Annotated in this window: 16 protein-coding genes, 1 tRNA gene and 2 pseudogenes; 12 read left to right on the plus strand and 7 right to left on the minus strand. The window is 68.5% G+C overall.

Annotated features, from left to right (window positions below; genetic code table 11):
* Positions 1 to 287 precede the first annotated feature (287 nt).
* A complete protein-coding gene (locus OG819_RS16720) occupies positions 288 to 503 on the plus strand; it encodes a hypothetical protein (RefSeq protein WP_266650143.1) in 216 nt (71 codons plus the stop codon).
* Here the strand turns inward: OG819_RS16720 and OG819_RS16725 are convergent.
* Positions 483 to 566, minus strand: a tRNA-Leu gene (locus OG819_RS16725). The two genes, OG819_RS16720 and OG819_RS16725, sit on opposite strands and share 21 nt — an antisense overlap.
* A gap of 888 nt (positions 567 to 1,454) precedes the next feature.
* The gene (locus OG819_RS16730; protein ID WP_266650145.1) at positions 1,455 to 2,324 is read right to left on the minus strand and encodes a hypothetical protein; all 870 of its coding nucleotides are present in this window, start codon (positions 2,322 to 2,324) and stop codon (positions 1,455 to 1,457) included.
* Between the two features lie 486 nt (positions 2,325 to 2,810).
* On the opposite strand from OG819_RS16730, the gene OG819_RS16735 reads away from it, so the two are divergent.
* The 8 genes from OG819_RS16735 (at position 2,811) to OG819_RS16770 (ending at position 9,707) form a co-directional block, all read left to right on the plus strand.
* Positions 2,811 to 3,161 (plus strand): DUF190 domain-containing protein, encoded by a 351-nt coding sequence (locus OG819_RS16735; protein WP_266650147.1) that lies wholly within the window; start codon positions 2,811 to 2,813, stop codon positions 3,159 to 3,161.
* 504 nt (positions 3,162 to 3,665) lie between these two features.
* Positions 3,666 to 4,298: a fluoride efflux transporter CrcB gene (gene crcB / locus OG819_RS16740; RefSeq protein ID WP_266625503.1), complete on the plus strand. Its 633-nt coding sequence runs from the start codon at positions 3,666 to 3,668 to the stop codon at positions 4,296 to 4,298.
* A gap of 86 nt (positions 4,299 to 4,384) precedes the next feature.
* Positions 4,385 to 4,723, plus strand: coding sequence for a DUF190 domain-containing protein (locus OG819_RS16745; RefSeq protein ID WP_266625501.1), 339 nt, complete (start codon positions 4,385 to 4,387; stop codon positions 4,721 to 4,723).
* Entirely contained in the window at positions 4,723 to 5,091 is a 369-nt protein-coding gene (crcB, locus tag OG819_RS16750) for a fluoride efflux transporter CrcB (RefSeq protein WP_266625499.1), read from the plus strand. Before OG819_RS16745 ends, crcB (OG819_RS16750) begins: the two co-directional genes overlap by 1 nt.
* Positions 5,092 to 5,311: 220 nt before the next feature.
* A complete protein-coding gene (locus tag OG819_RS16755) occupies positions 5,312 to 5,659 on the plus strand; it encodes a DUF190 domain-containing protein (protein ID WP_266435874.1) in 348 nt (115 codons plus the stop codon).
* 22 nt (positions 5,660 to 5,681) lie between these two features.
* Positions 5,682 to 5,981 (plus strand): hypothetical protein, encoded by a 300-nt coding sequence (locus tag OG819_RS16760; RefSeq protein ID WP_266652948.1) that lies wholly within the window; start codon positions 5,682 to 5,684, stop codon positions 5,979 to 5,981.
* 769 nt (positions 5,982 to 6,750) lie between these two features.
* Positions 6,751 to 8,532, plus strand: a complete 1,782-nt coding sequence (locus tag OG819_RS16765) for a GAF domain-containing protein (protein WP_266650149.1) — start codon at positions 6,751 to 6,753, stop codon at positions 8,530 to 8,532.
* A 254-nt stretch (positions 8,533 to 8,786) separates the two neighbouring features.
* Complete coding sequence (locus tag OG819_RS16770; RefSeq protein WP_266625494.1) at positions 8,787 to 9,707, plus strand: slipin family protein; 921 nt, start codon at positions 8,787 to 8,789, stop codon at positions 9,705 to 9,707.
* 111 nt (positions 9,708 to 9,818) lie between these two features.
* Here OG819_RS16770 and mgtA read toward each other — a convergent pair whose 3' ends face one another.
* Positions 9,819 to 12,479 (minus strand): magnesium-translocating P-type ATPase, encoded by a 2,661-nt coding sequence (mgtA, locus tag OG819_RS16775; protein WP_266650150.1) that lies wholly within the window; start codon positions 12,477 to 12,479, stop codon positions 9,819 to 9,821.
* A 366-nt stretch (positions 12,480 to 12,845) separates the two neighbouring features.
* On the opposite strand from mgtA, the pseudogene OG819_RS16780 reads away from it, so the two are divergent.
* Positions 12,846 to 12,974, plus strand: a pseudogene (locus OG819_RS16780) (site-specific integrase); the annotation flags it as partial.
* Positions 12,975 to 13,372: 398 nt separating this feature from the next.
* On the opposite strand, the gene OG819_RS58590 reads toward OG819_RS16780, so the two are convergent.
* Positions 13,373 to 14,668 carry a chaplin gene (locus OG819_RS58590; protein ID WP_323139349.1) on the minus strand — a complete coding sequence of 432 codons (1,296 nt, stop codon included), beginning with the start codon at positions 14,666 to 14,668 and terminating at the stop codon, positions 13,373 to 13,375.
* A gap of 763 nt (positions 14,669 to 15,431) precedes the next feature.
* On the opposite strand from OG819_RS58590, the pseudogene OG819_RS16795 reads away from it, so the two are divergent.
* Positions 15,432 to 15,644: pseudogene (locus OG819_RS16795) on the plus strand (site-specific integrase); the annotation flags it as partial.
* Positions 15,645 to 15,920: 276 nt separating this feature from the next.
* Here the strand turns inward: OG819_RS16795 and OG819_RS16800 are convergent.
* Positions 15,921 to 16,487: a Uma2 family endonuclease gene (locus OG819_RS16800; RefSeq protein WP_266625490.1), complete on the minus strand. Its 567-nt coding sequence runs from the start codon at positions 16,485 to 16,487 to the stop codon at positions 15,921 to 15,923.
* 258 nt (positions 16,488 to 16,745) lie between these two features.
* On the opposite strand from OG819_RS16800, the gene OG819_RS16805 reads away from it, so the two are divergent.
* Positions 16,746 to 16,994, plus strand: a complete 249-nt coding sequence (locus OG819_RS16805; protein ID WP_266650152.1) for a hypothetical protein — start codon at positions 16,746 to 16,748, stop codon at positions 16,992 to 16,994.
* A gap of 526 nt (positions 16,995 to 17,520) precedes the next feature.
* Here OG819_RS16805 and OG819_RS16810 read toward each other — a convergent pair.
* On the minus strand, positions 17,521 to 18,177 hold the full coding sequence (locus tag OG819_RS16810) for a class I SAM-dependent methyltransferase (protein ID WP_266625488.1): 657 nt from the start codon (positions 18,175 to 18,177) through the stop codon (positions 17,521 to 17,523).
* 161 nt (positions 18,178 to 18,338) lie between these two features.
* Complete coding sequence (locus tag OG819_RS16815) at positions 18,339 to 21,911, minus strand: glycoside hydrolase family 32 protein (RefSeq protein WP_266650153.1); 3,573 nt, start codon at positions 21,909 to 21,911, stop codon at positions 18,339 to 18,341.
* Positions 21,912 to 21,978 lie beyond the last annotated feature (67 nt).

Here is a 21,978-nt window from a genome sequence, read left to right on the forward strand (position 1 = left end):
ACGAAAGTGCGCCTACGGCGATCCGTAGGCGCACTTCTCTCCGTGCCCCGGCGGGATTCGAACGAGCTTGGTCATTCTTCGCCCGCAGCGGCTCCGGCCTCCCGCGCGCCCGCGACTCAAGCCGCAGCTCCGCACCAGTCCCGGAGACCTCCTTGAGGACACGGAAGGGCTTCTCCTGGCCGAGAAGATTCGGTCCGGTACACCCATCACGACGGCTCTGCGCGATCATTACGAGCAGACCGGCGGGGTAACCCGGTTCACTTGAACAGCAGCAGGGAGGGCTCGCCATGGTTCTCTCCAACCGGCTCCCGGAAGACATGCTGAGGGCCTACTGCCTCGGCTTCGCGGAGACGCTGACCGCGCGTGCCGAGCCCCGCGTCTGCGGCCGCTTCGTCACCCGCATACAGAACACCCACACAGCCGCGACCGTCATTGGTGCCCTCAAAACGGCCCGGACCGTGATCGGTCCGGGCCGTTTTGCCTGGTGCCCCGGCAGGATTTGAACCTGCGACGCCTGCTTTAGGAGTTTTCCCTGGGCAGGGTTGTGACCTGCGGAAACATGGGACTCAGTGCGTCTGGCCTGGCGAAACGCCCCTCCGTAGTTCTCGCGTGTTCACGTTGTTTCCCGCGCTCATATGTGCTGAATCCGTTCCGCGGGGACATCGCCATGAGCCGACTCAGTGACGAGTTATGCGCGGCCCTCGCGCCCCTCGATCGCCTGCGCGGCCCGGAACTGCCCGTGTTCCTCGGCTATGCGGCCTGCCTTGAGGTAGCCGCGGCCGAATCGGGGGACCTCCACGACCTTCCGAGGTACAGGCAACAGGTCTGGGGCTGATGACGCGCCCGGGACACAGCAGCTAGCGGTCACGCTGATCTATCAGCACACGATCCACGTGGCATCGGTAGCACGCGTGTACACAGAGCAAAGGGCCAGCCTGGGAGGGAAACCCTCCTGAGCTGGCCCTCCAGCGCGCGTGTGCCTCGCTGCACTCCCACTGGCCTCAGCCACGCTGTCGAGGTTTCGTCGACCAGAGGAAGCTAGGACGGCCGGCCCGTGAGCACGATGCCTGAGCCATCAGCTTGGGAAGCTCGTGTCTCCTGGCCCCGGTCGCCCTGCTGACCTGCGGCCAAGGACGCTGGTGCCCCTCATGGGCCGCCGCTCGATTCCCCGGTGTTCCCCGTGGTTCCCCGTACAACCTGGCACGCGTCTGGCACGACTCCTGCGTCCCGAACTCTCGGATGAAAGGTCATTCCGGTCCAGGGCACTGGTCGTGTGGTCATCGACAGCCGTTGGTGGCCACCTGTGGTTGCGCTGGTTGCTGTACCCCGCTGCTGTACAGCCACCGCGGCCGACTCGGATGGGGCTTTGGGCCCCGTGGCCCCGACGGCGAGGAACAACGCCTCGACTGAAGTCCTCCTGTTGACAGCCTCGGCCCCCACTCAGCTCAGAATGATCAGCCCGGTCGCCTTCCTTCTGGTGCGCGTGGCGTGTCGGCGGGTTTGCCCGCGTAGTCATCCGCAGAAGCTTCTGTTGATTGACCAGCGGGCTGGTGATGGTGGCTATCGGGTGCGAGGACGGTATCCACCGTGTGGGTTTGTTGGCGGTCGGTGAGCATCTGCCAGCCCACCAGAATTGCCAGGACGGCGAGCAGAGCGGATGAGGTGATCGTGGTTCCTACTCCGAGTCCGCCCTGCGCGACGGGCTTTTCCACCGCGTTCTCCGCCACCGCACCCAGAGGGCGGGTCAACACGTAGGCCACCCAGAACAGCACCGTGCCCGAGACCGGGGTCAGATAGTGCGCGGCAAGGATCACGAGCATGGCTCCGCACAGCAACAGAGAACTGTCGCGGAAGCCGAGACCCAGACCGCCGGAAAGGAAGTCACCGCTGGAGGTGCCCAGCGTGTTGGACACCAGTGTCGCGGTCCAGTACAAGACCACGCCCTCAGTCGTGGCGATCCGCTCCACATCCATGGTCTGTCCGGTCATCCGCCACCCGATCAGCACGATCGCCAGCAGGCTGGTCAGCAGAATCGAGCCGCCGGCGTAACCGAGCCCAGCGGTGCGGTTGATGTAGTCGGACATCGAGGTGCCCACGATGCTGGTGGTCAGAATGACCGACCAGAACACCATCGGGCGGAAGCGGTCGGCCTTGAGCTGCATCACCAGGGTGAGCGCGAAGGCCACCAGAAAGATGATCGCGCCGACGGCGTAGCCGAGATTCAATGGCGCCATCGTGACGAAGTTCGATGCCGACTCGCCCAGCGTTGTGGCCACGATCTTGGTCGCCCAGAACATTGCGCCGACCAGCGGCAACTTGCTCAAGGCAACCTTACTCACTGAAGCTTCCATCGTCGCCCCTCATCAGGCACCGGTCCGTCGACTCCCTTGTGGCGGACCGCAGACCTTGCCCGCGAGACCATAGGTCCCCACCGGGGGTGCTCGCTCCCGCTTGACTGGGCTGATCCACCCGAGAGGGCGATGGTTGAGGGGCCCCCGACAGGTGAAGCACGTGCTGGCTGGACGCGGGTGGGCGGGAGGACGCTGCGTGAGCACGACGAACGACATGAAATGCAGTTGCCTCAGCGAATGTCTATTACCGCAAAGTGAGCGATTGACAAAAGTACGCGTGTGGCCCAGCAGCTCCAGCCGGGCGGGGGACAGTTGCGCACGGAGGAAGTCAGCGCGATTCCTCCCGCCGCAAGGCATTGGGGACATACCGGGTGCACCCTGAGAGTGGGGCATTTACTGGGCATCTACCGCGCCGTGAGCCACAGGGGTTTCCTGCCCTGCCGAAGAGAAGGGGGAGCCATGACTTCATCGGCCGGCTGGGACCTGACGATCTACCTCGGTGCCGCGCGGCAGTGGCGGCGCCGGTCGCTGGTCACGGAGATTGTGCTCCGTGCGCTGGAAGGAAAGCTGCGGGGGGCGAGCGTGCGCTGCGGTATCGCGGGGTTCGGCGATGCCGGCACCGTGCGCAGGGAGAGTGTGCTCCCGGTTGTTCAGCATCTTCCGGCCGAGATCGTCCTCGTCGAGGACCTGGTCGTCCTGCAGGCGTTCGTGACCCGGCTTGACCGTATGCAGGGGGTCCTTCTGGCGACTCTTCAGCCCGTCGAGGTCGTCGATAACCCCGCCGGGGCCGGCCGCGATAGCCAGGCGTAGTGAACAGTTGTCTGTCCAGTCCCTGATCCGGCGGGCGTCCGGCGGGCGCGGTTCGTCGTCCCGTGCTTGCGCTCCCGCGTGCCCGGGGCGTCCAGCGGTCCTCGGCTGTCGGCGCCGCGAGCTCCGATCCGGGAAGTCCGCCGCCACCGGCACCGCGCGCGGACGTGGCTGGTGCAGATCCAAGGGTTTTCGTGCCGCATATCGGCGGATTTGCGTCGTACGCTGGGAAGTGCAACAAGAGGGCGGTGGGGCTCGCCGAAACCGCGACCGCTACGACTGGGTCGACAACAGTCCCTACCTGATACCTGCCACGCAGGCATCTCCACAGGTAGGAGAAGATCATGCCCCGGCCATCCAGCCCCCCGCCGCAACAGGGACGTAATACCGGGAGCCCGCACGGAACTGCGGCCACCCCTAGCGGCCGGTGCAACCCACGAGGCTGGCCTGCTGCGCCGCGCGGGCCACCGTGGGACCCCTAGCCCAGCCCGCACAAGGAAGTGCCGCATGTCCGGCGGAGAGGGCCCCGAGGCCCAGCCCCGCGACGACCTGCCCCCAGCTGAGAGCCTGCCGGTCGACCCTGACGTCGCCGTGAGCGCCGAACCGCAGGCTTCACCCCAGGAGCCGTCCCCCGGCACCCGGCGGCCGCGGCAGGCGGACGTCCTAGCAGTCATTGCGCTTGGCGGCGGACTGGGCAGCGTCGCCCGCTACGGCATCGCCCACGCCTGGCCGACCCCGAACCAGGGATTTCCATGGGCGACGTTCGTCACCAACATCTCCGGAAGTCTCGCGCTGGGACTCCTCATGGTCTACGTCCTGGAGGTGTGGCCGGCCTCCCGCTACGTGCGCCCGTTCCTGGGTGTTGGCGTCCTCGGCGGCTACACGACTTTCTCCACCTTCACCGTGGAGATGCGCCACCTGCTCGCCACCACCCACTGGTCGATGGCCGACGCCTACGCGCTGACCAGCCTTGTCGCCGGACTCGTAGCGGTCTGGATAGGCATCGCGGTGGCCCGCCGGGCCGCCGGGCTACCAGTGCGACGCGGACCCAGCCGCCGCGACCAGACACCCTCCGCGCCCCCGCCGGCACGGCTACCCGCCTCACCCGGCGATCCGCCCCGTAAAGGAAGTTCGCGATGAACCCGCACTTTCCTCGGCGCCACCAGGTGGATGATGACCTTCCCCCTCGCGCGCCACGCGCGCCCCTCAAAGGCCCGGGCCTGCGTATGACCGTCTACCTCGGCGAGTGGGACCAGTACCACCACAATCCGGCCTACACCGAGATCGTCCACCGCGCGCACCGCGCCGGGCTCGCCGGCGCCAGCGTCTTCCGTGGCTTCGAGGGCTTTGGCGTCTCCTCTCTCGTGCACACCACCCGCCTGCTCGACCTCGCCGAAGACCTCCCCCTGACCGTCGTGGTCATCGACGAGGAAGACCGTGTGCGTGCCTTCCTCTCGGAGGTCCACGACGTCGTCCCCCAGGCCCTGGTGACCCTGGACCCGGTGCAGGTGGTCGCCCACTTCACCGGCGTGCCTCGTCCGCTCGCCGAGGGGGAGATGCGCTGATGCCCGTCCTCATGGTCTTCCTTGGCGGCATGATCGGTGCCCCTCTGCGGTATCTCACCGACAAGGCCGTCCAGGCTCGCCACGACAGCGTCTTTCCCGTCGGAACGCTTACCGTCAACGCGGTCGGCTCGTTCATCCTCGGTGCACTGGCCGGAGCGGCGGCAGCCCACGGCCTGCCATCGTCCGTGATGCTGCTGCTCGGCACCGGCCTGTGCGGCGGACTGACCACCTTCAGCACTTTCTCCTTCGAGACCGTCCGCCTCCTTGAGGACGGTTCCCTCGCCGAAGCCGGACTCAACGCCCTGGGCAGCCTCCTGCTCGGCCTCGCCGCCGCAGCCGCCGGCTACGTGCTCCTGACCTGGCTGTAACCCGCTCCGAGGACATTGTGTGATCGTGATTCGGGGAGCATTCAACCAGGGAGGCCCGCTGTGGCGTTCCGCTTTGTGACCCTGAGGAACGGAGCAGTCCAGTTCCCGTCGCCATCCAGAACTGACTCGTCCGTCCAGCCGGGACGATGCCGGCCGCCCTGGCATCGGTATGGATCGCGGCGACACCGACCCACCGCGTCAACAGGTGGAGGCAGCAGCAATGAGACTGACTGGTACGGCATTGCGCGTGACGATCTTCATCAGCGAGAACGACACCTGGCACCACAAGCCCCTCTTCACCGAGATCGTCCACCGGGCCCGCGCCACCGGGCTGGCCGGAGCCTCGGTCTTCCGAGGCGTCGAAGGCTACGGAGCCTCCTCGCTGATCCACACCCCTCGGCTGCTGGCCGTCAGCGAACACCTGCCGGTGACCGTCATCATCGTCGACACCGAAGACGTCATCCGTGCCTTCCTCCCACAACTGGACGAACTCGTGAGCGAAGGCATGGTCATCCTTGACGAGGTTGAGGTCATCCGCTACGTCGCCCGGGACGAAGGAGCACCGTGAACTGGCCACTGGTGCGAAGCTCATGACGGTCGACGTGATGTTCACCGCGAACGAGGAGGTGGAGATCCTGTCCATCACGGTCCCGGAGGGGCGATCTTCGTGGACGTGGACGTGGACGGGGCACGGTTGCGACGGCACCGGCGAGCAGGCAGCGCAGAGCTACGACAGTCCATGGGCGGCCCTGACCGCAGCTGACGCTTTCCTGCGAGACCACTTCGTGGCGCTTGGGTGGCGTGACGACGTCGACGTGCCGTTCGTCCTGGCGGTCGCTGATCGTGAGACTTGCTGGTGTGCCGACATCGACGACGGATTCTTGCCGTGAGTGTCATGGATGGCTCGGCTGCTGACAGCCCCCGTTGATGTCAAAAGTGGATGTCAAAGGCCCCGGACCATGATCGGTCCGGGGCCTTTGGCCTTGTGCCCCCGGCAGGATTCGAACCTGCGACACCCGCTTTAGGAGTTTTCTCCGGTCGGGTTCGTGACCTGCGGAAACGTCGGTAGTTGGGTGCCTGGCCCGGGAAGACACTCCTCCATGGTTCTCGTGTGTTCACGAGGTTTCCCGGCCTCATGTGTGCCGGATCCGTTCCGGCCGGGGCCGGCCGGGGCCGGGCGCTTGCGGAGACACCGGCACCCGTGGCGCGAGGACCGGATGACGTCCGGCGTGAGGCTCAGCCGGGGCATGGGCATCCGGTAGGTGTGTGCGTGACCGGGGGCGTATCTTCGGCGGGCCTTGCGATGGTGTCCATCGGGCGATCCCGTCACAGGCAGCTTTCAGATGCCTGTGTCAGTCACTTGCCGGGAACGGCGTCGTCGTGCGTCCGAAATGCTCTCGGTAGGTGCTCAGGCTCCTCCCGGCCGTGGCGGACGGAGCATCTGACGTTTTCCGGGGCGGAACGGGCGATCGCCCAAGCCCTGGCCCGGCTCGTGCGGCACGCGCGTCGTCTCTGCGAGCGCCACTCCCGGGACAGAGCCGGAGACCGAGGGTGTCCGGCCGTGGGGCGCCGACCGCGTCGGTTGCCGGTCTGCCCGCTCGATGCGACGGTTCAGACGTGGTTCCGTCCGCGACGGGTCGACGGCGGTATCCCGGATGCATGCTGGAGGGACCGGAGGGAGTCTTCCTCCCGAGGGGAGCCGGAGTGGACGAGGACACGAGCGCTACAGAGGGCACCAGGGGCGGGGCGCCGCCCCAGCTCCGGTTGGACGAACAACTGCAGGAAATGCAGGCGCAGATCACGCGAGTGCGTTCTGCCCGGGAGCGGGTGCACGGACTGCTGGAGGCGGTCCTGGCCGTCGGGACCGATCTGGACCTGGGTACGGTGCTGCGGCAGATCGTGCGGTCCGCGGTCACCCTGGTCGACGCCGAGTACGGGGCGCTGGGCGTACTGGGCGAGGAAGGCGGTCTCGAAGAGTTCGTCACGGACGGGATCGACGAGAGGGCCCTCGTCGCCATCGGGCACCCTCCGGAAGGCCGGGGCATCCTCGGACTGCTGCTGATCCGTGAACCGCGCCCGCTGCGGCTGGCCGACCTCAACGAGCACCCGGAGGCCGTCGGTTTTCCGGCCGGGCATCCGCCGATGCGGACTTTCCTGGGCGTACCCCTCCGGGTGCGCGAAGCGGTGTTCGGCAACCTGTATCTGACCGACAAACGCGGTGGGGCCGAGTTCGACGCCGATGACGAGGCGGTGCTGGTGACGCTGGCCGCAGCGGCCGGGGTGGCGATCGACAACGCCCGGCTGTACGAAACGGCGCAGCGCCGTGAACGCTGGCTGGCGGCCAGCGGCGAACTGACCCGCAGCCTGCTGTCCGGCACCGCCCCGGCCGAGGTCCTGGACACCTTCACCGCCACCGTCCGGGACATGGCCGACGCCCATCTGGTCGCCCTCGCCGTGCCCGTCCCCCGCACCGGCGACCTGGTCGTCGAAGCCGCCGCGGGCCAGGACGCCGACCGCGTACGCGGGCTGGTCCTGCCGGGCACCGCGTTGGCCGCGAAGGTCTACACCTCCGGCGAGACGATTACGGTCGGCGACGGGAATTCCGACCCCCGAACCGAACACGACACCGCCCTCATGCCGCTGGGGCCGGTCTTCCTGGTCCCGCTCGGCACCCCCGAACACGTGCGGGGCGTTCTCCTGGTCGGCGGTCTCCCCGGTCGTTCCGCCTTCGCCGACGCGACCGTCGCCATGATCGCCGGATTCGCCAACCACGCCGCACTCGCCCTGGAGATCGCCGAGCACCGCCGCGCCGCCGAACAGCTCCTGCTCCTCGGCGACCGTGACCGCATCGCCCTCGACCTGCACGACCTGGCCATCCAGCGCCTGTTCGCCGGAGGACTGGCCCTGCAATCGGTCCTCGCGCAGGTCTCCGACCGCCCGCAGACCGCAGAGGCCGTCCAACGGGTCGTGGACGACCTCGACGGCATCATCGGGATCATTCGGTCGACGATCTACGCCTTGGGGCAGCGTGACAGCACGGGGCACACCCGCCTGCGGACGCGGCTGGTCGCCGAGACCGGCGAGGCCGCAGCGACCCTGGGTTCCACTCCCGCCCTGCGCATGACCGGCCTGTTGGACACCCTCGTCGCCGACGACATCGCCGACCAGTTGCTCGCCGTGCTCCGCGAAGCCCTCGTCAACGCCGCCCGGCACACCCACGCCACCGCCGTGGACGTCACGGTCGAGGCCACCGCCACGCACCTGAGGCTGCGGGTCTGCGACAACGGCCACTGCGTCGACCCGGCTCGCACCCGTCGCAGCGGACTGGCCGCCCTCCGCATCCGCGCCATGGAACTCGGTGGCACCCTCACCATCGGCTGGCACCGGCCCACCGGCACCACCCTCGACTGGACCGTCCCCCTGCCCGCGGACAAGGGCTGACCTCTCGCCTGTGCGGGGGCCGTCACGGTGGGGACCGTTCGGCCCATGCGGTGTGCGTGCGCGTGGGGCGATGCTGGACACACGGCCGGTCCCGAGGCCCGTACGGCATCGGGTGCCCGGTGCCGGTGAATCGCGCTCCTCGCGACGGGACACGAGCACTCACAGAGTGCTCGCCCCCTGGCGTCACGTGCTCCGCCGACCCATTTCCCAGGACCACGCGCGAACGCCGCGGTCCTCGTCCCGAGGAGCCTTGCATGCAAGCCCTGATCGTTCTCATCGTCGTGGTCGGCCTTCTGGCCCTCGTGGCGCTCGCCATGGCCGTGAAGGTCGTCAAGCAGTACGAGAAAGGGGTGCTGTTCCGCTTCGGCCGACTCGTCGGAACACGCTCCCCGGGGCTGCGGTTCATCATCCCGTTCGTCGACGCCCTGCACCGGGTGTCGCTGCGGGTCGTCACCATGCCGATCCAGTCCCAGGGCATCATCACCAAGGACAACGTCAGCGTCGACGTCTCCGCCGTGGCCTACTTCCGCGTGGTCGACGCCGTCAAGTCGGTCATCGCGATCGAGAACGTGAACTCCGCGATCGACCAGATCGCCCAGACCACCCTGCGCAAGGTCGTCGGCCAGCACACCCTGGACGAGACCCTGTCCGAGACCGACCGCATCAACCTGGACATCCGCCAGATCCTCGACATCACCACCGCCGAATGGGGCGTGGAGGTCACCCTGGTGGAGCTGAAGGACATCCAGCTGCCCGAGTCCATGAAGCGCGCGATGGCCCGGCAGGCCGAGGCCGAGCGGGAGAAGCGGTCCAAGATCATCAACGCCGAGGGAGAGTCCCTGGCCGCTGCCGCCCTGGGCGACGCCTCCGACACGATGATGGCCCACCCGCTCGCCCTGCAACTGCGCAACCTGCAGAGCCTGGTCGAGATCGGCGTGGACAAGAACACCACCGTCGTCTTCCCGGCACCGCTGATGAGCACCATCGGAGAACTCGGCTCCTTCCTCGCCCGCGAAGCGAACGCGGCCGCCGCCACGGTGCCGCCGGCTCCCGCACCCGTACCGGCCCTCAGGGCTCCCGCCACGGTGCCGCCGTCCCCCGCACCCGTACCGGACCTCGGCCTGACCGACTCCGCTCGCGTGCCGGCACCGAGTGGGGCGACCGAGACCAGGTGAGGGCCCCTGTGGCCGTGAGCCCGCGGTGACCCACGGCGCATGTCGCCTGCCGGGTCACCGCAGGGTCTCCTTCCCTGTCCGCGCCCCGCCCCGCTGGGTCGACGGTCCGCATCACGGCGGGCCGTCGGCCGGCGTGGGGCGGGGCGCGGCAGTGCTGAAGCGGCCGGCACGGCGCCGCAGGTGACGCCGGTCGGCGTAGTGCCCGGGAACCGGAGGTGCCACTGCCACGGCGCCGTAAAACAGCCGTTTGCCGATTTCGATGAGGACCAGGTAGGCGAGGATCATGCCGACCAGCGCGGTGAAGAACGCCCCGGGAAGCGGCTGGAAGCCCAGGGCGTGGGCGAGCGGGGTGGCCGGCAGCACCGCGCCGACCAGGACGACGCCGAGCGCGGCGAGAGTCAGCGGCAGGCTGGGGTGACTGCGGAAGAACGGGACGCGCCGGGTACGGATGGCGAAGATCACCAGGGTCTGGGTGGCCAGCGACTCGACGAACCAGCCGGAGCGGAACTGGGCCGGCCCGGAGTGGAAGACCCAGAGCATGACGCCGAAGGTGAGGAAGTCGAACACCGAGCTGAGCGGCCCGAAGGAGATCATGAACCGGCGGATGAAGGCGATGTCCCAGTGCGAGGGCTTCCGCAGCTGTTCCTCGTCCACGTTGTCGGTGGGGATGGCGAGCTGACTGCTGTCGTAGAGAAGGTTGTTCAGCAGGATCTGTGAGGGGAGCATCGGCAGGAAGGACAGGAACAGCGAGGCGCCCGCCGCGGAGGCCATGTTGCCGAAGTTGCTGGACGTGCCCATCAGTACGTACTTGATGGTGTTGGCGAAGATCCTGCGGCCCTCGGCCACACCGTCCGCGAGGACGTCGAGGTCCTTCTCCAGCAGGATGACGTCGGCCGCGTCCTTGGCGACGTCGGTGGCCGAGTCGACGGAGATGCCCACGTCGGCGGCGTGCAGGGCCAGTGCGTCGTTGACTCCGTCGCCCAGGAACGCCACGCCGCCGCGGCTGAGCCGTTGTGCGTGCACGATGCGGGCCTTGGCCTCGGGACTCACCCGTGCGAAGACGGTGGTCCTGGTGATCGCCTCGGCCAGCTGTGCGTCGTCCAGGGCATCGACCTCGCTTCCGGTCATCGCGCCCGCGTCGTTGAGCCCCAGGTCGTGGCAGACCTTGGCGGCGACCGCGGCGTTGTCACCGGTGACGACCTTCACCGCGATGCCGAGGCCGGAGAGTCTGCGCAGCGCCGTGGCGGCGTCCGGCTTGGGCGGGTCGAGGAACACCAGCAGTCCGGCCAGGCTCAGTTCCCGCTCGCTGTCGGGTTCGACGGTCTGCGTTCCGGGAGCGACGGGCCGGGTGGCGACGGCGACCACCCGGTTCCCTGCGGCGAACTCCGCCGCCAGCGCCGCACGGGCTTCGGGCGGGACCTCGACGCAGCGGTCCAGGACGGTCTCCGGAGCACCCTTGGTGACCAGGCTCGAACGCCCGCCCCCGTCCCGTACGAGGACCGATACCATGCGCCGTTCGTGATCGAAGGGCAGCACCGCGACCTGTGTGTACCCGTCCAGCGCGGCCCGCTCGCCCGCGGCGGCCGGAGACCGCCACAGGGCCTGGTCCAACGGGTTCCCGCCGACGTCCTGCGCGTCCCGCGCCGCGTTCTCGGTACTGAGCAGTCCCCACCGCACCACCGCCTCAAAGCCGTGGCCGTCGGCGGGGACGGCGCGCATGTACTCGATGCGGCCCATGGTGAGCGTGCCGGTCTTGTCGGTGAACAGGACATCGACGTCGCCCAGGTCCTCGATGCAGACCAGCCGCTTCACCAACACCTTGCGCCGGCTCATCCGGCGCGACCCGGCGGCCAGGCTGGTCGAGACGACCGCGGGCAGCAGCTGCGGGGTGATACCGACCGCGATGGCGAGCGAGAACAGCAGCGCGTCGATGACCGGCTTGTGCAGGACGACGCTGATCACGAAGATCGAGGTGGTCAGCGCGCCCGCGACGTAGACCAACAGCAGCGAGAAGCGCCGCAGGCCGACCTGGAACTCGGTGTCGAGCGGGTGGGTGTCGAGCCCGGCGGCGATCTTCCCGAACTCGGTGTGCGCCCCGGTGGCCACCACTACCCCGCGGGCGGAACCGGTCCGGACGACCGTGCCCATGAGAGCGCACCCGGACAACTCGGCCAACGGGGTCCCGGCCGCGACCGCGGCGAGGTTCTTGTCCATCGGCAGCGACTCGCCGGTCAGCACCGACTCGTCGCACGCCAGACCGGTGACCCGCAGCAGCCGCAGGTCCGCCGGAACGATGTCGCCCAGACGCAGTTCCACCACGTCACCGGGGACCAGTGCCGTGACATCCACCAGGGTCGCCAGGCCGTCGCGCAGCGCCACGGCCTGGTGGCGGATCTGGGAGTGCAGCGCCTCGGCTGCCTGCTCGGCCCGGTACTCGTTGACGAAACCCAGCCCGACGGACGCGCTCACGATCACCCCGATGATCACCGCGTCGCTTCGCTCGCCCACCAGGAAAGACGCGACAGCGGCCGCCATCAGCAGTCCGAGCAGAGGAGAGCGCAGCTGATGCCACAGCACAGGGAACACCCGGGCATGGTGTGTGGCGACCGCGTTGGGGCCGAACCGCACCTGCCGTCGTACGACCTCCTCGCCGCCGAGACCCTCGGCGGCGCCGACACCGAGTTCACGCAGCACATCGTCCCCCGGCAGGACCGCCGCCGACATCACCCCGGGCGCGAGCACGGACTCCTGCGCCGGCGCGGAGACGCTCACCCGGCCCCGCTTTGCGGGCAGGGCGGGGCCTGCCGCACACTCTGGTATCGGCTGTTCTCACGATCCTGGCACTGCTGCCCGGTCATACGCATCGCCGCCCTGGGGCCGTCACGCCCGGTGAGGACGCGGGGCCCGAAGACCCGGCGTGCTCCAGGATTCCAGCATCGCACGCGCAGCGCGGCCCGACGCCCGGCACGTGGCGCACCCGCCGGGTATCACCGAGGAACGCGCCCTCATCCCGGCACACTGCACAGCTGGGTCCCGGGCGGGTGCCGCGCCGGCGCAGCGACGTCCGAACGCCCTGCGGAGGGGGCGGCCGGTGGGCGGCTGCACGAGGCCGTCCGCCGACGCCGGAGTGGGACCGGCGGGCTTCGCCGGTCCGACACCGACCCGGGGAGCCGGGTCCTGTACGTCCGTCACCGGGGCCGACGGCGTCGGGATGTCCGGTACGGCGACGGTCCCAAGAGCCGTCGCCGCCGCGCCGTCCCGCTGCCCGACCCGTGCGCCGCCTCCCCCACCCTGAAAGGGGGTCTGGCAGATGCCGCCCCTCCAACGCCGGGGAGAACGCGCCGGAAGGTAGCCAGGTGGGTCTGGCCCGCCCTGGCGCTGTGCCGCGCGCACGAAGGCCCTCCCGTCCGTCGGACGGAAGGGCCTCTGACCAGGTGTTTCTCCGTGCCCCCGGCAGGATTCGAACCTGCGACACCCGCTTTAGGAGTTCGATCGCTGCGTGGGGCGACCTCACGGAACGGGCCCTTATGGCTGTCTGCCACTGCGGGCAGAGTTGCCGTTGTCTGCCCTCATTCAGCGGCGTTAGTGTCAACTGGTGATGTCAGCCGGACGATCTGTGCCCGCCGGGACCCGCCCGGTCCCGGCGCGGCGAGTGACCTGGTCTGCTAGCCGTTGACGCAGGCGTTTCCCGCCGCCGGGTTGAGCAGTCCGATGACGTTCACGGAGTTGCCGCAAGCGTTGACCGGGATGTCCACCGGTACCTGCACCACGTTGCCGGACAGCAGACCGCCCGAGCCCGTCGCGGTGCCCACCGCTGTCGCTCCCTTTTTCTTGACGGTCAGGGGCGCGGGGCCCGGGGGATTCAGGCCAACCGTAGTGATCGCTTCGGGGCGGTTGACGTAGGTTCCCGCCTTGACGGCGGTGACATTCACCGTGACCGTGCAGGACTTCTCGCCGGCGGCCAGGTCGCCGCCGTCCAGAGCGACGGACGCGCCCCCCGCCGCCGCGGAGACCGCGCCGCTGCCGCAGGTCGTCGACGCGTTGGGGGACGGGGCCACGCTCACGCCCGCGGGCAGGCTGTCGGTGAAGCCGAAGTCGTTCTTCGCCGCCAGTTCACTGGTGTTGGTCACCGTCATGGTGAGCGTCGAGGTGCCACCCTCGTCAATGGTGGCGGGACTGAACGACTTGTCCAGCTGTGGAGTCGCATCCAGGATCCGGATGTTGTCGAAGGCGTGGTCGTTGCCGTTCCACTCTCCTTGCCCATTGAGCATCTTGATGCCCAACTGAGTGCCGTTGAACAGTACGGCTCTGTCGCTGGCGAACGACCCGGCCTTGAGCCCTCTCATTCCTCCGGGGTAGGGCTTGGAGTTGGGGTCGGTGCAGGGATTGATGGGGGTGGTGAAGGTCGGGATGTCCGACCCGCTGCCGGTCAGATAGAATTTCAGCAGTGGATTCTTGAGTGCGCAATTATCTGCAGCTACGTCCACCGCGAAGGTGATGTAGCGATTCGGCTTCGCGATCGGGATCGGCTGCTCGGTCCGGAACTCCACCCGGTCGGAGCCAGGGTTCGCAGTGTCGCTGTACGCCGACACCGCGTGGTTGGTCGGCGGATTCATCCCGCCGACCTGCCCCAGCGCATTGGCCATGCCCTTCAAATACTGCAGCCACCGGCAGTTAGGCTGATCAGCACCGGTCTGGTTCAGGATGATGCCGTTGCACTGTCCGTGGTCAAGCCAGGGTGGGTCGGCCGTGTACCTCTCGTTGAGCGGTGGAGCCCCAACGTAGTCCTCCAGGAAAGTCGGGGTGCCGCCTGTTTTGTTTTCGAAGTTCTCGACGAACACCGTGACCGGGGCCTGCGGGACTCCCGGGGTGCCGGATGCGCGAAGGGCGCCCACACCCGCCGGATTGCCCAGGGCCTGGGCTTGAGCGGTCGCTAGAGCGCTCGTGATCGCAAGTGCCATCAGGGACGCTGATGCAGTGCGCGTACACCAAGAAAGCTTCACTGCGGAAATTGCCGCCACCTCTTTTCCAATCACCACGGCGTACAAGCAAAAGCGGACATGGGCCGAAATGAGGAGACCCAGACCATTTACTATGCACTCCGAAAGGGCATGTCGCCGACATTCCAGCACACGCCCCCAAAAGAAGACAACCAGCGAACGCGCCGACTGCATTTTTCACCGTATTGGTCGCACTCGGAGTCAATCCTGTAGGTGCATATCAGAATTTGATCCGGTGAATCTTATGGGTGTCGGCGCCTTGGATAGCAGCGGATTCGGATACCCGTAGTTCCCTGGCATGCGTCTGGCGTGACCTCTTCATCCCGAGGCAACTCGCTCGGGATGCTCAACCTTGGGCTGGTGTGCCTCTCAGCTGCTGCTCTTGGGCATCGGCACGGTGGAGTCGTCCATATGGGTGGGGACTGGGATCCGAGCGGTGCAGGACAAGCAGAACAGGTACAAGTTATTGGGGTCGTCCAGCATGTCGACCTCGATGCTGAGGGTCGGCTCCCCGCATTCGCCGCAGGTCATCATCTCTTCACCTGGTTCTGGGGGGCGAACTTCAACCACGCGTCGGCATGTAGGCGTTGGGGTACGACATGCCGCGGAAGTGGCAGCGATTGCCCACCCGGCTCTGAGTCGCCATACACGCCCTTGATCGCTGTGCGACGAACGTTTCGATGTCGGCGAGACCGTCTCGGACCCGGACCATGTCCTCACCGATCGCGACACGGGCAATACGCCGCCCTCCACTGCCGGGGCCGGCACCCGGGAGCTGATGACGCGGATGGGCCACAGCAGCTCGCGGGCCGCGCTGATCTATCAGCACATGACCAGCGACCGTGATCGGGCCATTGCCGACCGCCTCGGCCCGATGACTCGCGACGGCGGGGGAGGCCCCTCGGACAGCAACAACAAGGACGTCACTCGGACGTAGTGGCATGGCACGGAAACGGCCAAGGGCCAGCCCTGGAGGAAACCCCTCCTGAGCTGGCCCTTCTTGCTGTGCCCCCCGGCAGGATTCGAACCTGCGACACTCGCTTTAGGAGTGGGATCGAATCCTTGCCGGGGAGTGCCTGGCGCTGCCGCGCGGTGCTGTTTCCCCTGGTCAGAACCGCACGGCGAGCCACTTGACTCCGGCTCATGCCGCCCTGTATTGGGATGTCCGCTCACGCATCGCTCACGCGCTGTCGGCTGCTGAGCAGCGCGTGGGTCAGATCTGGCCGAGGTCGATCTCCACCGGGAAGGGGGCCGCTACCTTGAGGACGCCGGTGAACACGTCTCCGTCCCGGTAGGTCTTCGTCGCGGGGTCGAGAACGTAGGTGTACACGAGAGGAACGCCTGTCGCGGCCTGCTCGATCCTCCAGTAGAAGCCGATGCCTGCCTTGGCGTACTGGTCGACCTTCACGATCCGGTCGGTGGTCTCCGAGCCTGGCGACACCACCTCCGCGACCAGCAGCACGTGCTCAGGGCGAGTGGGGGTGATGTCGATCGTGTCTGCGCGGTACACGACGACGTCCGGGCGGCGATTGGTGAGAGGGACGTCCTGAAGCCGGACGTCGAAGTCCGTGTCGGCGTTCCACTCCGGGCCCGAGGCGGCATCCAGGGCGTTCGCCAGAATCCGGGCCAGCCGGTTGTGTCGCTTGGACGCACTCGGACTCACGACGACCATCCCGTCCACGATCTCGATACCGGCGCACTGCTCCTCGGACCAGGACTCGTACTCCTCCGCCGTGATCTGCTCATGCATCCACGCCGGGGCCATCATCTCGGCCGTCATGAAGCACCTCCCGGACACTGTGCTGCGGGCCCGATCCCGCTGGATGCAGCGTACTGTCTGCCGTCCATCCGGCATGCTGATCTCGCTCGCACCCCTCCCCGTCGGCCAGCATCCGACCAGCGAGCCCACGACAAGTGAGGAACCGGCGCCGGCCTGCGGAACGCCCCGGTCGGCAGCCGCGCCTTCGTCGAGGGACCGTACGGGGCGTTCACCTCGCTGCACCGGACCCGGCCCGGCACCCTGCTGATCGCCGGCGGCGTGGGGATCACGCCCGTGCGGGCCATGCTGGAGGAACAGGCGACCGGCGACATCGTCGTGCTGTACCGGGTGCGCAGCGACGTCGACGCCGTGCAACTGAACGAGGTGCGCCACCTGGTCGCGCTCCGGGGCGGACGGCTGCACCTGCTCACCGGCAGAACCGGCGAGGGCGGCACTGCGCCGTTCGGCACCGGCTGGTCCCCGACATTACCGAATGCGACGTGTACGTCTGCGGCCCGCCCGCCATGACCAGGGCCGTGCTCGCCGGCCTACGAGGCCTGCGGGTCCTGCGCGACAGGTGCACGCCGAGAAGTTCGGTCTGGCCTGAACCGGAAAGGGGCCCGACGTCCAGACCTGCGCATACAGACCCGCTACCGGCCGAGCAGTCCCCGTCGCTCACGCAAACGGCCCCGGACGAGGAGTCCGGGGCCGGAAAGAGCGCCTCCCTGGGGGAGAAACCCCAGGTCAGCGGCTTAATGCGTTGTGCCCCCGGCAGGATTCGAACCTGCGACACCCGCTTTAGGAGTGGGATCGAATCCCTGCCGGGTGCTGCTCGACACTGCCTCGTGGTGCTGCTTCGCCTGGTCAGCGCCATGCGGCTTCGCGCTTCATCCAGCGTATGACGGCCCGTGCCGGACAGTCCGCTCACGCATCGCGCACGCACGCAGCCCTTGTCCAGAGGGCGTAGCTGCATGCGAAGGCATCCGCAGTGTCGCGCTGATCGGCCTCACCCGCGTCCAGTTGCCCGCCCGCCTTCTGAATCGGTGCGGACCGCTCAGCGGTGATGCCATACGAGCGTGTAGCGCCAGAACAGCCGTCGTCGCAGCCGTGCGCCGGGAAGTACGTTTCTGGTTTCACGGACGATGTCGTCGAAGGTCATGTCCGCTGGGCGAGTAGGGGCCGTCATGGAGACGGGCCGGGGCGAGGGACGGCCCTTGTTCTTCAGCCAGCCCATGGCGGCGTTGGCCGGGATGGCGAGCGCGCCGAGCAGGTGGTCTACAGGGGTCTGAGCGTGGGACAGTCCGACGATCACCAAGGTTCCTCCCGGCGCCAGATGGCGGCGGAAACGGGTGAGCGCCTGTGTGAACGGCAGGTGGTGGATTGTGGCGACGCACGTGATGACGTCGTACGAGTCGGCGGGGAACTCGGCCATCGCATCCGCGACGGTGAAAGTCACTGCGAGCGCAGCTGGAGTCAGCTTCTGGGCCTGAGCGGTGATCGCCGGATCGGAATCGATTCCCTTCACGGCGGCAGCACGGCCGGCCAGAAGCCTTGCGAGGTCACCGCTTCCAGAGCCGATGTCCAGGGCCCGGTTGAAGCGTCTCGGCAGCTGCCGCAGGATCCAGCGGTGGTAGTGGGCGTTGTGATCCCAGGGGTAGGCGGCATTGAACTGTTCAAGAGCCCGCAGCGCGCGAGGCGACAGAATCTTCATCCACTCAGTCCATCAAGTAGGGCATTGAAGGGCGATCTCGCAGCTCGGGGAGAGGGCCCGCATGCCCGCAGCGGATTGCCCTTCCAGCTCGCGGAGGCTCCACGCCCGGTACCGGGGATGGAGCCTCCGCGGTCATTGTCGCTGGTCGCCCTGACCAGAGATCAGAGCTCCTTCGCGTACGTGTCCTGGTACGCCGCCCTCCCTCCGAACACGTTGAGGCCGATGTGTCCGTTGGTGTACGTCGTGTCCGTCACGTTGATGATCTGCTCGCCGTTGAGGAACACCTGGATGCGGTCGCCTTGGGCCAGGATGCGGACCGGATACGTGGTGCCGCGGCGGACCAGGGCCGGGACGCGCGCGAGGGCGGCGCCGTCGTCGAAGAAGCCGTTGGCCTTGGCGACCAGGCGGATCACCCGTAGGTCGGGGTCGATGTTGAGGCAGTAGGCGTTGGTGCCGTCGGAGGAGGCGCGCCAGAGGAGGGAGAGGGCGCCGCCTGTGTCCGGGGCGGGGCCGCCGAGCCGGACCAGGGTGGTGAGGTCCAGGTCTGTCGCCGTGCGCGCTGAGATCGCGTTGGAGTCCTGGTCGAAGGTTCCGGTGCGGCCTGCGCTGTCCGTCGACCAGCGACCGGCGGGGGTGATCGTCAAGTTGCCGAGGTCCGAGCGGAATTCACCGCCGGTCGGGGTGGCCACCAGCGGCTTCACCTGGTCCACGAGGCGGTAGGTGCCCTCCAGCCGGTGCACCGTGAGCGACTCGATGTGCGCGGTGCCGCCCTTGGTGTAGAAGGCCATGCTGTCGGCGGCCGGGGAGGGGAAGATCAGGCTTGTCACGGCGGCCTGGCCGTCTGCGCCGAATGCCTCGACCGATGACGAATCGACGTACACGCGCAGGGTCACCCGGCCGCTGGCCGGCTTCATCGCTGCGGTCGTGCGGCCCGCGAAGTACTGGGTGAAGTCGCTCAGGCCCGCTTCCGACCGGTCCACGAAGAGTTGGTTCGCCTCGGCGTCGTATCCGACCGTCGTGTGCTGGTCGTCGTCGGCGCGGAGCTTGAAGCCGATCTCCGTGGCGGTGCCGAGGGTGATCTCGGCCTCGATTTCGTAGGCGATGCCCGTCACACCCGCGAGCGGGTTCGCGGATTCGGGGCTGACGGAGAGGTCCTTGCGGGTCGTGGTGGACGTGCGCAGAGCGGACAGCTCCGGAATCGGGCGCTGAGCCAGGCGTACGCCGTCGGCGGTGTCCGTGAGGGTCAGTTCCCGCGGGATGCTGAGCTGGCCGTTCCACGCGCCGGTCGGGGCGCTGAAGGGGTAGTCCCAGTTGCTCATCCAGCCGAGCCAGACGCGGCGGCCGTCGACCAGGCCGTAGTAGGACATGGCGGCGTAGTAGTCGCGGCCGGAGTCCGCGCGCAAGGTCGCGCCGGCGCTCTGGTCAGGGCGGAAGCTGGTGCCGTTCCAGTCGCCGGTGAAGTACTGGGCGGCCGAGCCGTTCGTGGCGCGTACGGCGCCCGTGCTCAGGGTGAGGACCCACTTGACGCGGTTCTCGTCGCCGTCGACCCGGAGCGGGAAGAAGTCGGGGCACTCCCAGACGCCCGGCGTGACCCAGTCGCCGTAACCGAAGGAGCTGACCTGGGTCCAGGTGAGCAGGTCGGTTGAGGTGAAGAAGCGGACGTGGTCGCCGCCGGAGACCACCATCAGCCACTGGTCGTGGGCCTCGTCGCGGATGACCTTCGGGTCGCGGAACGTCCAGCCGGCGTCGGGGCCGCCCGGGTTCTGAATGGTCGGGGCCGATCCGCCGTGCCACTGCCAGGAGCGGCCCTTGTCCTTGCTGTAGGCGATGCGCACGCTGGCGTTTCCGCCCGGCTTGTCCGGGTGGTAGCTGGTGTAGTACGCGATCAGGCCCGATCCGCCGTCGAAGAGGCCGGAGGTGTCGTCGGCGTCGACGATCGCCGAGCCCGACCAGCAGTTGCCGTACTCGTTCCAGGGCAGGGCGATCGGCAGGGGCTGCCAGTGGACGAGGTCGGTGCTGACCGCGTGCGCCCAGCGGCCCTGGTCCTGGTGGAAGAGGTGGTATTCGCCGTCGTAGTGGACCAGGCCGTTGGGGTCGCTGGTGGAGCCGCTGAGCTGGGAGTAGTGGTACGTGGGGCGGTACGGCTCGGTGAAGTAGTCGGCGGTGCCGCGGACCTCGACGTTCTGGAAGTACGACGCCCCGTGCGCGGCCGTGGTGCCGACGGTGGCGCCCGTGGTGCGGGACACGCGGGTTTTCAGCGCCCGTACGCCGTCCACGTACACCTCGATCGTCCTGCCCGTCGCGCGGGCCTCGACGCGGTACGTGCCGCCGGACGCGATGCGCCGGACCGGGCCGGAGGCGGAGGCGAGGCGGGCGCCGGAGGAGCGGTCCAGCAGGACGACGGCGTTCCGGCCGGCTTCCAGGCGGGCCTCGTAGCCGCCGGAGCCGTTCGCGGACGCGCGCAGGACGAGACCGGCCGAGGACGAGGTGCCAGCCGGGGTGATGTCGGCTCTCGCCACCAGGTCGCCGTCGGTGAAGGGAGCCGTCCGCAGGCCGTTCTCGCCGCGGATGCCGCGCAGGTCGGGGGTCCAGGTGCCGGAGCGGGCCGTCCAGCCTTGGACGCTGGTGACGAGGTCCGCGGCGGCGATGTTCTCGAAGGACACCGCGCCGGCCGATGCCCTGACGGCGAGTCGGCCCGTCGTGTGGGTCGAGTCCTGGGCGGTGATGACGGGGCTGTAGCCGTCGGGAGAGAGGAAGTTGGTCTGCCAGTGCACGCGCAGTTCGGTGCCCTCGGCTTCGACGCGCAGGCGGTAGACCGCGTCGGCCTCGATGGCGGTCGCGTACGTGCCGAGGGTGACGTTCCCGTCGATGCGGTAGAGCCTCAGCCTGCTGTGACCCGGGTCTACTTGGACGCCGTAGCCGCGGGTGGCCGCCTCGTCGGTACGCACCAGCAGTTCGGCGACCGCGGAGGTGTCGTGCAGGAGCAGGTCGGCCTGCAGCGCGGTGTCGTATGCCTGGGTCGTGGTGACGGCGCGGGTGGTGGTTCCCTGGGACGGGTCCGCGCGCCAGCCCAGCGGGGTCGCCGTCCAGGTGCCGCCGCTTGTGGTCCAGCCGGTGAGGTTGGTGGTGACGGCGGAGACGGAGGGCGGGCCGAAGGTGACGGTGCCGCCCTGGGCGAGCAGGCCCACCGAGCCGGTGTCGTGGCGGTGGTCCTCGGTGTGGAGGAGCCGCTTGCCGTCGACATGCACCGTCAGCTCGGGTCCGTCGACCGCCACTTCGAGGTCATAGGGTCTTGCGGTCCGCGCGCCCGGAAGTGGAGCGGTGGCGAGTGTGTCGCCGCCGGTCAGGTCGTAGAGCCGTATGCGGGCGCGGCCGGGGTCGATGGCGACCGCGTATCCGGTCGAGCCGTCCAGGGCTGCCCGGAACACCAACGCGCCTACGGCGGAAGAGGATTGGGGCGTGACGCGGGCCGCATACGTGCCCTTGGCCGCGAGTTGCTGCTCGGACAGGGCGAGGGCGGGCCCGCGACGGCCGGCGGTCGCCTTCTGGCCGCCGTCGGAGGTGAGGGTCCAGGTGCCGGTGACGGGGATGGGGTCGGGAATCGGGGTGGCGGCGGCGGTCGCTCCGGCGGCGCTCGGGGTGGCGGCCTGTGCTGCGGGGAGGATGCCTCCGAGAGGCAGCAGGGTGGCGGCGGTTCCTCCGGCGAGCAGGAGGGTACGGCGGGACACGCTCATGGCAGCTCCTGAGGAGAGCAGGGGAGGGTGGGCCACGGCCCAGGGGGACGTCCACCCCGCGGGCCGT

The organism is Streptomyces sp. NBC_01549, assembly GCF_026339955.1.
GTDB lineage: Bacteria > Actinomycetota > Actinomycetes > Streptomycetales > Streptomycetaceae > Streptomyces.